The sequence below is a fragment of the Allobosea sp. GW821-FHT10B12 genome (assembly GCF_059415545.1).
On the sequence record NZ_JBWKNL010000006.1, the window covers coordinates 209,977 to 224,095 of the forward strand.

General features: G+C 66.5%; 12 protein-coding genes. 11 read left to right on the forward strand and 1 reads right to left on the reverse strand.

All coding sequences use genetic code 11. The features are described 5' to 3' along the window. Window positions 1–5: 5 nt before the first annotated feature. From AC07O0_RS21120 to AC07O0_RS21145, 6 genes are all read left to right on the forward strand, one after another. Window positions 6–1,034 carry a carbohydrate ABC transporter permease gene (locus tag AC07O0_RS21120; protein WP_494625647.1) on the forward strand — a complete coding sequence of 343 codons (1,029 nt, stop codon included), beginning with the start codon at window positions 6–8 and terminating at the stop codon, window positions 1,032–1,034. Next, window positions 1,031–2,083 carry a carbohydrate ABC transporter permease gene (locus tag AC07O0_RS21125; protein ID WP_494625648.1) on the forward strand — a complete coding sequence of 351 codons (1,053 nt, stop codon included), beginning with the start codon at window positions 1,031–1,033 and terminating at the stop codon, window positions 2,081–2,083. The genes AC07O0_RS21120 and AC07O0_RS21125 overlap by 4 nt, the downstream gene beginning before the upstream one ends. Beyond that, a complete protein-coding gene (locus AC07O0_RS21130) occupies window positions 2,083–3,150 on the forward strand; it encodes an ABC transporter ATP-binding protein (RefSeq protein ID WP_494625649.1) in 1,068 nt (355 codons plus the stop codon). The genes AC07O0_RS21125 and AC07O0_RS21130 overlap by 1 nt, the downstream gene beginning before the upstream one ends. A gap of 20 nt (window positions 3,151–3,170) precedes the next feature. After that, the gene (locus AC07O0_RS21135; protein WP_494625650.1) at window positions 3,171–5,447 is read left to right on the forward strand and encodes a glycoside hydrolase family 31 protein; all 2,277 of its coding nucleotides are present in this window, start codon (window positions 3,171–3,173) and stop codon (window positions 5,445–5,447) included. Window positions 5,448–5,538: 91 nt separating this feature from the next. Next, window positions 5,539–6,243 carry a GntR family transcriptional regulator gene (locus AC07O0_RS21140; RefSeq protein ID WP_494625651.1) on the forward strand — a complete coding sequence of 235 codons (705 nt, stop codon included), beginning with the start codon at window positions 5,539–5,541 and terminating at the stop codon, window positions 6,241–6,243. Between the two features lie 171 nt (window positions 6,244–6,414). Beyond that, on the forward strand, window positions 6,415–7,374 hold the full coding sequence (locus AC07O0_RS21145; RefSeq protein ID WP_494625652.1) for a dihydrodipicolinate synthase family protein: 960 nt from the start codon (window positions 6,415–6,417) through the stop codon (window positions 7,372–7,374). A 248-nt stretch (window positions 7,375–7,622) separates the two neighbouring features. On the opposite strand, the gene AC07O0_RS21150 is transcribed toward AC07O0_RS21145, so the two are convergent. Beyond that, window positions 7,623–8,657 carry an Ldh family oxidoreductase gene (locus AC07O0_RS21150; protein ID WP_494625653.1) on the reverse strand — a complete coding sequence of 345 codons (1,035 nt, stop codon included), beginning with the start codon at window positions 8,655–8,657 and terminating at the stop codon, window positions 7,623–7,625. A gap of 99 nt (window positions 8,658–8,756) precedes the next feature. Here AC07O0_RS21150 and AC07O0_RS21155 point away from each other — a divergent pair, with 99 nt between their 5' ends. The 5 genes from AC07O0_RS21155 (at window position 8,757) to AC07O0_RS21175 (ending at window position 14,091) form a co-directional block, all read left to right on the forward strand. Continuing rightward, complete coding sequence (locus tag AC07O0_RS21155) at window positions 8,757–9,758, forward strand: 4-hydroxyproline epimerase (protein ID WP_494625654.1); 1,002 nt, start codon at window positions 8,757–8,759, stop codon at window positions 9,756–9,758. A gap of 161 nt (window positions 9,759–9,919) precedes the next feature. After that, the gene (locus tag AC07O0_RS21160) at window positions 9,920–11,011 is read left to right on the forward strand and encodes a LacI family DNA-binding transcriptional regulator (protein WP_494625655.1); all 1,092 of its coding nucleotides are present in this window, start codon (window positions 9,920–9,922) and stop codon (window positions 11,009–11,011) included. Between the two features lie 61 nt (window positions 11,012–11,072). Continuing rightward, window positions 11,073–11,948: a carbohydrate ABC transporter permease gene (locus tag AC07O0_RS21165; protein ID WP_494625656.1), complete on the forward strand. Its 876-nt coding sequence runs from the start codon at window positions 11,073–11,075 to the stop codon at window positions 11,946–11,948. Next, a complete protein-coding gene (locus AC07O0_RS21170; protein WP_494625657.1) occupies window positions 11,938–12,771 on the forward strand; it encodes a carbohydrate ABC transporter permease in 834 nt (277 codons plus the stop codon). The genes AC07O0_RS21165 and AC07O0_RS21170 overlap by 11 nt, the downstream gene beginning before the upstream one ends. Before the next feature lie 24 nt (window positions 12,772–12,795). Then, on the forward strand, window positions 12,796–14,091 hold the full coding sequence (locus AC07O0_RS21175) for an ABC transporter substrate-binding protein (RefSeq protein WP_494625658.1): 1,296 nt from the start codon (window positions 12,796–12,798) through the stop codon (window positions 14,089–14,091). The last annotated feature ends 28 nt before the right edge of the window (window positions 14,092–14,119 follow it).

A 14,119-nucleotide genomic window follows, 5' to 3' on the forward strand; every position in this document is an offset into this window, starting at 1 on the left:
GACGGATGGCCTCCGACGCTCCCATCCCGGCGGCGCAAGCGGAACGCGCCGGCGCAGCGAGCCTCTTCGCTGCGCCGCTCGCGGTCCTGATGCGGCTGATCGACTGGCCGATGCAGGCGCTGCAGCGGCTGATCGGCGAGCGGCGGATGGCCTATGTCTTCCTGCTGCCCAATCTCGTTTTCTTCTCGCTCTTCGTCTTCCTGCCGCTGATCATCAACTTCGTCTTCTCGGTGACGGGCGGGGCGGGGCTGTTCCCGTCCGAACGGCCCTATGTCGGGGCGCAGCAATACGCCTATCTCTTCGATTGCGGCTCCTTCCTCGACCCCTCTTCCTGCCGCGAGGACCATTTCTGGCGCGGCGTTTCCAATACCGCGCGCTTCACCGTCTTCCAGGTCACGGCAATGGTGCTGTTCTCGCTGCTGACGGCGGTGGTGCTGAACATGAAGATCAAGGCGCGTGGCTTCTTCCGCGCCGTCTATTTCTTCCCGGTGCTGCTCTCGCCGGTGGTGGTGGCGCTGACCTGGAAGTGGATCCTGCAGCGCGACGGCCTGCTCAACGCCGCGATCACCTCGCTCGGCGGCGAGCGCATCCTGTTCCTGGTCGATCCGAGCTGGGCGATGTTCTGGATCGTCTTCGTCTCGATCTGGGCCCATATGGGCTTCTACACGCTGATCCTGCTCGCCGGGCTGCAGGCGATCCCGGCCGATCTCTATGAAGCCGCCGAGATGGATGCGACGCCGCGCTGGCGCGTGTTCTGGCGCATCACCCTGCCGCTGCTCTGGCCGAACATGATCGTGGTGATCGTGCTGGCGCTGATCCGTGGTGTGCAGACGTTCGACGAGGTCTTCGTGCTGACCGGTGGGGGCCCCGGCACCGCGACGCTGATGGTGGTGCACTACATCTACGAGACCGCCTTCGCCAATCAGGTGCAGAATTTCGGCCTGGCAGCGGCGGCCTCCGTCGTGCTCGGCGTCGTGCTGTTCGCCCTGACGCTGGCCCAGCTCGCGGCGAGCCGCCGCAAGGGGGCGGCATGAACAGGCTCGCGCGCATGGCGGTGGCTCGCCGCAATCCCGGCCGCTGGCACTGGACCGATGTCGCGGCTTACGCCTATCTCGCGCTCGGCGTCGTGCTGATGTTCGGGCCGGTGCTCTGGCTCGGCCTCTCCTCTTTCAAGACGCAGGCCGGCCTGCTCGAATTCCCGCCCTCGCTGCTGCCGATGTCGCAGAAGGAGGTCCGGATCGAGGGCCAGGCCCAGCCGCTGCCGCTCTTCGAGGTGACGATGGAGGACGGCTCGAAGCGCGTGCTGGCGCAGGTCCGCCGCGTCGGCATCCAGGCGCAGATGGTCGATCCGGCCAATCCCGGCCAGATCATCCGGGTGCCGATCGACAAGCGCACTCCCGTGCGCGAATTCAAGCTCGCGACCGAGAACTATACCGAGCCGCTGGAGCGCTTCGCCTTCATGCGTTTCCTCTGGAACTCGGTCTTCGTCACCGTGGTCGCGACGCTGATCACGCTCGTGATCAACTCGATGGCGGCCTATGCGCTCTCGATCTACGAGTTCCGCGGCAAGACGGCGGTGATGCTGATGGTGATCGGCACGCTGATGATCCCGATCACCATCATCCTCGTGCCGGTCTATCTCGTCATCACCGAGCTCGGACTGGTCAATTCGCTCTGGGCGGTGATCCTGCCGGGCGCTGCGACACCGACCGGCGTCTTCCTCTTGCGCCAGTACATGCTCACCTTGCCGCGCGATCTGATCGAGGCGGCACGCATGGACAAGGCCTCGGAGTGGCAGATCTACTGGCGCATCGTCATGCCGCTCGCCATGCCGGCGCTGGCCGTGCTCGCGATCTTCTCGATCATGTGGCGCTGGAACGAGTTCCTCTGGCCGCTGGCAGTACTGACCAAGACCGAGGCCTACACGCTGCAGATCGGCCTCAACGCCTTCCAGGGCGAATTGCAGACGCAGTGGCATTACCTGCTCGCGATGACGGTGGTGACGCTGCTTCCGGTCGCGCTCGTCTTCGTCTTCCTGCAGCGCTTCATCACCACCGGCATCGCCAATACGGGAATGAAATAATGGCGGGACTGAGCCTCTCGGGCGTCCGCAAGGCCTATGGCGCGACCACGGTGCTGCACGGCATCGACCTCGACGTTGCCGATGGCGAGTTCGTCGTCTTCGTCGGCCCCTCCGGCTGCGGAAAGTCGACGCTGCTGCGCTCGATCGCCGGGCTTGAGAGCATCACCGGCGGCACGATCGCGATCGACGGCGCCGATGTCACCGGGCTGCCGGCCTCCGAGCGCGGGCTTGCCATGGTGTTCCAGTCCTATGCGCTCTACCCGCATATGAGCGTCTACGCGAACATGGCCTTTGCGCTGGAGAATATGGGCTTCAAGCGCGACGAGATCGACAGGCGGGTGAAGCGCGCCGCCGGCATGCTGCGCCTCACCGACTATCTCGAGCGCAAGCCCAAGGCGCTCTCGGGCGGCCAGCGCCAGCGCGTCGCCATCGGCCGCGCCATCGTGCGCGATCCCAAGATCTTCCTGTTCGACGAGCCGCTCTCGAACCTCGATGCCGAGCTGCGCGTCGCCACCCGCAAGGAACTCGCCGCGCTCCACGCCGAGATCGGCGGCACGATGATCTACGTCACCCACGACCAGGTCGAGGCGATGACGCTGGCGCATCGCATCGTCGTGCTCCAGGGCGGGAAGATCGAGCAGATCGGCACGCCGCTGGAGCTCTACAATCGGCCCGACAATCTCTTCGTCGCCGGCTTCATCGGCTCGCCGCGCATGAACCTCCTGCCGGGCAAGGTGGTGAGACCGGGCGCGGTCGCGCTCGGCGAGGCCGGGCATGAGGTCGCCTGCCAGACCGGGCCCCTCGCTGCGGGCGCGCCTGTCACGCTCGGCATCCGGCCGGAGCACCTGTCGCTGGCCGCGCAGGATGGCGGCGTGCCGCTGACGATCGAGCTGGTCGAGCGTCTTGGCGGAGAGAGCTATCTCTATGGCGCTTCGCCCGGCTTGCCGCAGATCACGCTCCGACTCGACGGCCAGAGCGAGCACCAGCGCGGTTCAAGCGTCGCGCTCGCCTTCCCGCAGCAGCATCTGCACCTGTTCGACGAGAACGGCCGGGCCGTCCGGTCCTGACGACTGACTAGAGAGATCCCATGAAAGCCCTGACGCAAGGCCGCTATCTCGGCCGCGACGGCGAAGCCGCCTTGTTCGATGTCGGCCTCGGCGCGACGATCGCCGTCCGCATCCTCGAAGGCGATATCGGCCGGGTCACCCTGAAGCCGCAGGACGGCTACCGGCTCGACCGTGGCTGGTCGATCGCACCTGGCGGGCTGGAGCCGCCCTATGAGGGGCGCCCGCGCGACGATCTTTCCGGTTTCACCTGTCCGCAGGCGAGCGTCAGCGAAGGCGAGGGGAAGGTCACGCTCTCGGCTGGCGGCCTTTCCGCCGAGGTCACGCTCGCGCCCTTCGGCATCGCTTGGCGGCGCCAGGGCGAGGCAGAACCCTTCCTGCAGGATCGCACGACGCAGGCCTATCTGATCTCGCCGCGCACCGGTGCGCTCGCGCATTTCATGGCGCGCGATTATGCCGAGCGGCATTACGGGCTCGGCGACAAGGCCGGCCCGCTCGACCGGACCGGGCGGCGCTTTGCCATCGATGCTGTCGACCCCTGCGGCTTCGACGCCGAATTGTCCGACCCGCTCTACAAGATGCTGCCCTTCTTCATCGTTGACGGGAAAGCGGGCGCCCATGGCGTGTTCTACGACAATCTCTCGACCGGTAGTGTCGATCTCGGCTGCACGCTCGACAATTATCACGGCCTGTTCCGCTCCTGGAAAGGCGATGACGGCGATCTCGACTATTACGTCATGGCCGGCCCGACCGTGCCTGATGTGGTCAAGCGCTTCTCCTGGCTGACTGGCGGGCAGGCTTTTGCGCCGCGCTGGTCCTTTGGCTTCGGCGTGACCTCGATGGCGATCGCCGATGCGCCCGACGCCGATGCAAGGATCAGCGACTTCGTCGCCAAGTGCCGCAAGCACGCCATCCCCTGCGACAGCTTCCATTTCGGCTCGGGCTATACCCAGATCGGCCAGCGCCGCTACGCCTTCAACTGGAACCGCGACAAGTTCCCGGAGCCGTTGGTGACGATGAAGCGGCTGAACAAGGCCGGCATGCACACCGTTGCCAACCTCAAGCCCTGCCTGCTCGACGACCATCCGCGTCTCAAGGAGGCACTGGACCAGGGCTTCCTGGTCCAGGATTCCAAGACCGGCGATCCGGCGGTGGCGCAGTTCTGGGACGGGCTCGGTTTCCATATCGACTTCACCAACCCGAAGGGCCGGGCCTGGTGGCGCGCCGGCATCGAGACGGCTTTGCTCGACCATGGCTTCACCACGGTCTGGAACGACAACAACGAATACGAGATCTGGGACGAGGACGCGGTCTGCGACGGCGACGGCCGCCCCTTCCGGCAGGCGCTGGCGCGTCCGGCCCAACCGCTGCTGATGACCAAGCTCTCCTATGAAGCTCAAGCCGAACGGGCGCCGGGAAAGAGACAGTATTCGATCACGCGCGGCGGTTGCGCCGGCATCTCGCGTTATGCCCAGACCTGGTCGGGCGACAACGAGACCGCCTGGAAGACGCTGCGCTACAACCTGACCCAGGGCCTCAATATGAGCCTGTCGGGCATGTTCTCGATCGGCCACGATGTCGGCGGCTTCCATGGCCCGACGCCGGGTCCTGAGCTCTTCGTCCGCTTCAACGAGTTCTGCGCGCTCTGGCCGCGCATGGTGATGAACTCCTGGAACGATGACGGCATCGTCAACCTGCCCTGGATGTATCCGGAAATGATCCCGCAGGTGCGCGAGGCGATCTCGCTGCGCTACCGGCTCATGCCCTATCTCTACACCCAGATGTGGCGGGCGAGCCGCGACGGCATCCCGGCCGTGCGCCCGTTGCTTTATGATTTCCCACGGGATGCGGCGGCGATTGCGGTCGATGACGTCTTCATGCTCGGCCCGGACGTGCTGGTCGCCCCGGTGCTGGAGGAGGGGGCGCGCGAGCGCGCTGTCTACCTGCCACAGCATGAGGGTGGCTGGTACGACTGGCATGACGGCAAGCACTATCCCGGCGGCGTCACCGTGACGGTTGCAGCGCCGCTCGGCCGGCTGCCGCTGTTCGTGCGGGCCGGGGCGCTGATCCCGCTCGGTGATTCCAAGGGCATCAGCACCGAGCGCGAGGTGCTGGTCTGCGGCGTGGTCGAGGGTGCCTCCGGCGAACTCTATGAGGACGATGGCGAGACTGCCGACTGGCGCGGTGCAGGCGCGACGCTGATCCGCTTCCATGTCCGCAATGGCGAGGTCGCGATCGAGCAGCAGGGCGAGGGCAAGCCGGCCTTCAACACGATCGCGATCCGGCAGATCGGCCGCTGAACCGGCCCCACAGCACCGGCCGATGCAGGGCCAGTGCTGTTGCTGGAGTTAAGTACAATCTGTATTCGTCATGTCGACAATGGATGGCGACATGACTGACAGGACCACGGCGGCTCCGGCCGAGCGCAAGCGCGGCGAGGGCGTCAAGCTCGTCTACGACATTCTGCGCGACGACATCATCGACTTGGTGCTGCCGCCCGGCAGCCCGATCGACGAGATTCAGCTCGCCGAGCGGCTCTCGATGTCGCGCACGCCGATCCGTGAGGCGCTGGTGCGCCTGGCGAGCGAGGGGCTGGTGACGACGCTGCCGAACCGCTCGACGGTGGTGTCGAACATCGACTTCCTCAACCTGCACACCTTCTTCGACGCGATCACGCTGATGTATCGCGTCACCACGAGGCTGGCGGCTGAGTTTCATGTGCCTGGTGATCTCGACATCATCCGCGCGCGGCAGGCCGCCTTCGCCGGGGCGGTCGAGGCGCAGGACGCGCTCGCCATGATCGCCACCAACCGGGATTTCCATGCTGCGATCGCGGAGGCCGGGCGCAACCCCTATTACACCGGGCTGTTCTGCCGCCTGCTCGACGAGGGCCGGCGCATCCTGCGGCTCTATTACTCCTCCTTCGAGGACCGCCTGCCGCAGCGCTATGTCGCCGAACATGAGGAGATGGTCGCGGCGATTGCGGCGCGCGACGTCGATGGCGCTGACCGGCTCGCCAAGGCCCATGCCGACCAGATCGTCCAGCAGATCCAGCAACTGATCGCACGCGACCGGCGCCAGACGCTGGCGCTTTAGCGAGCCGTTCGATCGCCGTCATTCCGGGCTCAGGCCTTCGGCTGCCCCGGAATGACGGGTTCTTGCATGTCAAATTTTATTGTCGACAAATAAAATACAAAGAGTATTATCACCGTCGATCAAGGCGGCGAGACGGGCCGTCCATGGAAACGCCAGCCCGAGGAGCGCGTGATGAAGGCCCAGATCTTTTCCGGCTGCATGCCGGCGCTGATGACCCCCTGCAAGGACGACCGCAGCCCCGATTTCGAGGCGCTGGTGCGCAAGGGCAAAGAGCTGATCGCTACCGGCATGTCGGCCGTGGTCTATTGCGGCTCGATGGGCGATTGGCCGCTCCTGACCGACGCGCAGCGCATGCAAGGCGTCGAGGCGCTGGTGAAGGCCGGCGTGCCGGTGATCGTCGGCACCGGCGCGGTCAACACCGCTTCCGCCGTCGCCCATGCCGCCCATGCCCAGACGGTCGGCGCCAAGGGGCTGATGGTGATCCCGCGCGTGCTGTCGCGCGGTTCGGTGGTCGAGGCGCAGCGCCACCATTTCAAGGCGATCCTGGCCGCCGCGCCCGATCTGCCGGCGGTGATCTACAACAGCCCCTATTACGGCTTCGCCACCCGCGCCGACCTGTTCTTCGCGCTGCGGGCCGAGCATCCGAACCTGGTCGGCTTCAAGGAGTTCGGCGGCGCGGCCGACATGCGCTACGCCGCGGAAAACATCACCAGCCGCGACGATGACGTCTCGCTGATGATCGGCGTCGACACCTGCGTCTTCCACGGCTTCGTCAATTGCGGCGCGACCGGCGCGATCACCGGCATCGGCTGCGTGCTGCCCAAGGAGGTGCTGCACCTTGTCAGCCTGAGCCAGGCTGCGGCGAAGGGCGATGTCGAGGCGCGCCGGCTGGCGCTCGAGCTGGAGGCGGCGCTCGCCGTGCTGTCCTCCTTCGACGAGGGGCCGGAGCTCGTCCTCTATTTCAAGCACATGATGGTGCTGAAGGGCGACGCCGAATACACGCTGCACTTTAACCCGACCGACGTGCTCGGCGAGAGCCAGCGCGGCTATGTCGAGGCGCAGCTCACGCTGTTCGACGCCTGGTATGCGCAGTGGTCGAAGCAGGCCGGCGCGCTGAAGCACGCCGCCTGAGAACTTGCTCGAGTTATCCCCTCTCCCCTTGCGGGAGAGGGCTAGGGTGAGGGGTCTCGCGACCTTCATCGTCATGGTCGGGCTTGTCCCGACCATCCACGTCTTCCTACGGCGAATGTGGTGTTCAAGACGTGGATGCTCGCCACAAGGGCGAGCATGACGGATCGACCTGAGCGACCCCTCATCCGCCCCTTCGGGCCACCTTCTCCCGCAAGGGGAGAAGGGAGGTCTGGCGCACTTTCCGCCGCTCAGGACACCGCGTCGAGGCCGAGCGCCTCCAACCGGTCGAGCTGCTCGATCTCGGCGGCTGTCAGGGCGATCCCCTCCGCCAGCGAGCCTTCGCGGGCCTTGAAGCGGCGCTGCGAGGGCAGGCGCGCGCCCTGTCCGGCGATCGCCTCGAACAGGGTTTCGGCGCGGGCGAAGGGATCGCCGGGACGGCCGGCGGCGAAGCGCTCGGGCGAGAACGCCAGGATCAGTTCGCCATGCTGCGGCGCCAGCGTCGTGGTGCCGAGGAAATCGAGCGCGCCTTGGCTGGTCAGGTCGCCGATCATCGCGCCGGCCAATAGTTCGATCATAGTCGAGATCGCCGAACCCTTGTGGCCGCCGAAGGGCAGCATCGCGCCGGCGAGGGCTGCGGTCGGATCGGTGGTCGGCTTACCCTCGGCATCGAGAGCCCAGCCATCCGGCAGCGGCTTGCCGGCCCGGCGATGCAGCTCGATCTCGCCGCGCGCCGCGACGCTGGTGGCGAAGTCGAAGACGTAAGGATGGCTGTCCTTGCGCGGCCAACCGAAGGCGAGGGGATTGGTGCCGAGCAGGGCGGCTGTTCCACCCGCGGGGGCGACGGTGGCATAGCTCGGGCACAGCGCCAGCGCGGCGACGCCCATTCCGGCCAGAACCTCCACCTCCGGCCAGAGCGCCGAGAAATGCGTGCAGTCGTTGATCACCAGAGCTGCCAGGCCGAGCTTTTTGGCGCGCTCGGCGAGGGCGGGAGCCCCCAGCTCGAAGCCGGCGCAGGAGAAGGCGCCGCCGGCCGAGACGCGCAGCACGGCCGAGCCGTCGTCATGCAGGATAGGCTCGGCATCGGCCGAGACCTTGCCGGCCTTGATGGTGCGCAAGCAGCCTTCGACCCGGTAGACGCCATGCGACTTGCAGCCGTCACGCTCACCGGCGGCGATCACGCGGGAAAGCGCCGCGGCATGAAGCGGCGACAATCCGCCCTTGCGGAAGACCGCCTCGATCCGGCGCGTCAACGCCTCCATGCTGAGGATCGTCATGTCACTCATGGCGTGCTTCCCGCTCGTTGCAAATCTGCATACTTGCTGTATTCAAAAAGCCGACACGACTTCAAGCAGGCTTTGCGCATCTCAGGAAAGTTCTGAACCATGGCCAGCCATACCTTCTCCTGCATCGACGGCCACACCTGCGGCAATCCGGTCCGGCTGGTCTCGGGCGGCGGCCCGCGCCTCGACGGCGCGACCATGCTGGAGAAGCGCGCACATTTCCTGCGCGAGTTCGACTGGATCCGCACCGGGCTGATGTTCGAGCCACGCGGGCACGACATGATGTCGGGCTCGATCCTCTATCCGCCGACACGGCCCGATTGCGATGTCGGCGTGCTGTTCATCGAGACCTCGGGCTGCCTGCCGATGTGCGGCCATGGCACGATCGGCACCATCACTATGGGCATCGAGAACGGACTGATCACGCCACGCGAGCCGGGCAAGCTCTCGATCGATGCGCCGGCCGGCAAGGTCGACATCAGCTATCGCCAGGAGGGCCGCTTCGTTGAGGAGGTTCGCCTCACCAACGTCCCGGGCTTCCTCTATGCGGAAGGGCTGAGCGCCGAGGTCGAAGGGCTCGGCGAGATCGTCGTGGATGTCGCCTATGGCGGCAATTTCTATGCGATCGTCGAGCCGCAGAAGAACTTCGGTGACATGGCCGACCACACCGCCGGCGAGCTGGTCGGCTGGTCGCCGAAGCTGCGGGCTGCGCTCAACGCGAAATACGAGTTCGTCCATCCGGAGCATCCGGAGATCCGGGGGCTGTCGCACATCCAATGGACCGGCAAGGCGACGCAGGACGGCGCCCATGCCCGCAATGCCGTGTTCTATGGCGAGAAGGCGATCGATCGCTCGCCCTGCGGCACCGGCACTTCGGCGCGGATGGCGCAGCTCGCCGCCAAGGGCAAGCTCGGGGTCGGTGACGAGTTCGTGCATGAATCGATCATCGGCTCGCTGTTCAAGGGGCGGGTCGAGGCGGCGACGACGGTGGCGAACCGCGAGGCGATCATCCCCTCGATCGCCGGCTGGGCCCGGATGACCGGCTACAACACCATCTTCATCGACGACCGCGACCCGTTCGCGCACGGCTTTGTGGTGAAGTAGGCGAGGGCGCTTCAGCGCCGACGACGCTGGCCCCGACGGGCCTTCGTTCCTCTACCGTGATCCTCTGATGACCAGGCCGGCTCGCTGTCGCGGCGCATGGTTGCAAGATCTCATCCACCCTGTTAAACGTTTTACTGTAAAACGTTTAACAGGGTGGGAACGTGAGCGGAAAGCGCATCACGATCAAGGATGTAGCGGCGCGGGCCGGCGTCTCGATCGCCACCGTCTCGAACGTCTTCAGTGGTAGCAAGCCGGTCAATGCCGAGCTGCAGGCACGCGTCCAGAAGGCGGCGCAGGAGCTGTCCTACCAGGTCGACCGCGCCGCCTCGCGGCTCCGTTCGGGCCAGGCGAAGGTGGTCGGTGTCCTGGTGCCGGATCTCGACGACGTCTTCTTCACCTCGCTGGTCTCGCAGCTCGAGGTGATGGCCGAGGCCGACGGCTACGACATCATCGTCGCGAGCTCGCGCGACGATGCGGCTCTGGAGAGGTCGCGGCTGCGCGCGCTGCTGGCCTGGCGCCCATCCGGGCTGATCGTCGTGCCCTGCACCGACGAGCTGCCCGCCGGGCTCGATCGCGAGATCGGCCGGCTGCCGATCGTCTTCGCCGACCGCGTGCCGCCCGAGGGCAGCGTCGTCGACACGGTCGCGATCGACAATCGCGAGGCCGGCGAGATCGCCGCCCGCCATCTTCTCGACAAGGGCCATCGCGACATCGTCGTCGCCGCTTCCAGCCTCGGCATCTCGCCGATCCGCGAGCGCGTCCACGGCGCCTGCGAACTGATCCGGGCGAGCGCCGGATGCGAGGCGACCGTGCTGGAGCTCGGCTCCAATGCCGAGCGCGGCGCCGGCGTCTTCCTGCACTGGTTCGAGCGGCATCGGCGGCCGAGCGCGGTGATCGCGCTGACTAATGTCACCACGCTGAGCACGCTCTCGGCCTTGGCGCGCCTGCGGATCGACATTCCCGAGCCCGTTTCGGTCGTCGGCTTCGACGATTATCCCTGGATGAGCGCGCGCCGGACCGGGCTCACCGCGATCCGGCAGCCGATCGCCGAGATCGCTGCCGCGGCCTGGCAGCGGCTGCGTGCGCGCATGGCGGGCGATGGCGCGCCGCCGCAAGGCCTCGTGCTGCAGACGAGCCTGCAGGTCCGCGATTCCGTCCGGGACCTGTCGCCCGCCGTCAGTTCAGAGGTCAGTCGCGGTCCGCGCGAAACGCATCCGGAGGTGCCGCTTTCTCCGCCAAAGGCGATCCACTGACAGACGACGTTGAAACACCGGGCCGACAGAGCCCGGGTCGAAAAAGCTCCTGGAGGAAAGAGTGCAGCTTCAACGAACGGCACGGATCCTGCCGCTGCTCGCGCCGGTGCACCTGCTCATCCTGAGCGTGATCGTGCTGCCGTCGCTCTATGTGGTCTGGCTCAGCCTGAACCAGTCGAGCTTCGGCCAGGCGCCGAGCTTCGTCGGGCTGCAGAACTATGTGCGCGTCCTCGCCGACCCGGCTTTCCATGGCGCGCTGATGAACACGGTCGTGCTGGTGATCGTCGCGGTTCACCTCGAGCTGGCACTCGGGCTCGGCATGGCGCTGCTCTTCGCCAGCGGCCTGCCGTTCCGGCGCTTTCTGCTCGTCGCAGTGCTCGCGCCCTACGCCGTCAGCGAGGTCACGGCGGTGGTGATGTGGCGCTTCCTGTTCGATCCCGATGCCGGGCCGATCACGCTGGCGCTGAAGGCACTCAGCCTGCCGACGCTCGACTGGTCGTTCGAGCCCTCGCACGCCATGGTGCTGATCGGGCTGCTGACGATCTGGCTGCACCTGCCCTTCACCTTCGTCATCGTCTATGCGGCGCGCCTCGCCATCCCCGGTGAACTCTACGAAGCCGCGCGGATCGACGGCGCGACGCGCTGGCAGGCCTTCCGCCGCGTGACGCTGCCGCTGCTCGGCCCTGCCATGCTGATCGCGCTGCTGTTCCGCTACATCTTCGCCTTCCGCCTGTTCTCCGAGGCCTGGCTCCTGACCAAGGGCGGCCCGGCGCGCTCGACCGAGGTGGTCGCGATCTACCTCTATCAGGAGGCCTTCAGCTTCAACGCCTTCGGCCCGGCGGCAGCGACGGCCTGGATCATGGTGGCGGCATCGCTCCTGCTCGCGGCCGGCTATGTGCTCCTGCTGCGGCGGGGAGGCCTCTCCCATGCGCACTGAGCGTCTTCTCTTCGGGGCAGGCAAGGCGCTCGCCGTCGCGGCGATCCTGCTCTGGTCGCTGTTCCCGATCCTGTTCATCGCGGTCTCGTCGCTGAAGCCCGGGCAGGACATCTTTGCGGTGCCGCCGAGATGGCTGTTCGCGCCGACGCTGAAGCATTATGCCGAGCTCTGGCGCTCCTGGGGCGTCTTCTTCGACGGCCTGCTCAACAGCCTGCTGATCACTGCCGGTGCGACGCTGCTCGCGATCGTGGCCAGCGCCTGCGCCGGTTATGTCTATTCGCGCAATTCCGGGCGCGGGCTCGATGCCAGCATCACCGGCCTCATCGTCGTCAGGCTGATCCCGCCGATCGTGGTGACACTGCCGCTGTTCCCGATCGTCAATGCGCTCGGCATCAACGACACGCATCTCGTCCTGATCCTGCTCTACGCCACTTTCTTCGTCTCGCTCGGCACGGTGCTGATGCGCACCTTCATCGACCAGATCCCGCGCGAGCTCGACGAGGCCGCTGCGATCGACGGGGCAAGCCGCCTGACGATCCTGCGCAAGGTGATCGCACCGTTGGCGATGCCGGGCGTGCTCGCGGTCGCTGTTTTCGTGATCGTCTTCTCGTGGAACGAATTCCTGTTCGCCTTCATCTTCACCGCGACGAAGGCCAAGACCGCCCCGCTCGTCATCTCCGAGATGATCGGCTCCATCGACGGCGTCGACTGGGGAATCCTCTTCGCCGCCGCGACGGTGCAGCTCGTGCCCGTCCTTCTCTTCGTCGTCTTCATGAACCGCTACCTTGTGGCCGGCCTCACCGCCGGTTCGACGAAGGGGTAGCCAACCAAAAAAAGGGAGGAAGCCATGTCGAACAAGCCTGAAACGAAGCTGACCCGCCGCGCCTTCGTCGCTGGCTCCGCGGGCATAGCCGCCACTCTTGCGGTCCGACCAGTGCTTGCTGCGAGCAAGACGCTGAACGTGCTGAGCCACAAGGTCCACCAGACCGTGCTCGGCAGCGGCGACAGCGACCTGATGGCGGGCTGGCGCAAGGCCAACGACGCCGAGATCGCCTTCACCACCTTCGACTCCAATCCGCTGCAGGACCGGCTCTTCCGCGAGGCGAGCCTGAAGGAGACCGAATACGGCGTCGGCTACCTCATCGACAACCGGCCGACCTCGCAGATCGCCGCGCTGTTCGAGCCGCTCGGCCCCTATCAGGACAAGGACGCGATCGAGGATTTCACCGACATCGCGCCCGGTCTCGTCCAGGGCATGACCGTCGACGGCAAGCTGATTGGCATTCCCGTCCGCCATGCCACGCAAGGGCTATTCTACAACGAGGCGCTGCTGGAGGAGGCTGGCATCGCCGCCCCGCCGACGACGCTGGAAGAGCTGATCGAGCAGGCGAAGAAGACGAGCTTCACCTCAAAGGCCGGCACGCCCGTTACCGGCATGGTCTTGGCGAGCGATCTCGCCGTCTTCCCGGTGATGTTCGCCCGCGCCTATGGCGGCGACTTCATCAGCCCCGATCTCAAGCTGGTGCCGAACCGCGAGGCACTGGAGCAGGGACTTGCGGCGCTGCGCGGCATGTTCGAGGCGGGCAGCCTGCCGCGCAGCTATGCAACGACCAAGAACGACGATCAGGTCACTTGGCTGCAGCAGGGCCGCGCCGCCTTCACCGTGCTGCCCTTCGCCCGCGGTGCGCAGCTCAACAATCCCGAGCAGAGCAAGTTCCCCGGCAGGATCAAGGCGGTCGAATTCCCCGGCTCGGCCGCGATCAAGGGCAAGGTGCCGATGGCCTCCGTCGTCGAGGCCTGGGCGATGTCGATCCCGAAGAATGCCAAGGACAAGGCGCTGGCCTGGAGCTTCATCAGGGAAGTCTCCAGCAAGCGCGTGACGCTCGGCATGGCAATCAACGGCAACGGCCCGGTCCGCGTCTCCGCCTATGCCGATGCCGGGCTGAAGGCGAAGAACCCCCTCGCCGCCGTCGAGGCCAAGGTGCTGGCGACGGCGCGCGGCGCCTTCCCGCCCTTCCCCGAGGCTGCTCGCGCCCAGGCGACCTTCCTCGAGGAGGTCCAGCTCGCCGTGCTCGGCCGCAAGCCGGTCAAGGAGGCCGTCTCCGCCATCATCGACCGCGTCAAGCCGATGATGCCCGCCTGATCACCTTGCGACACCGCGGGGCTCATGG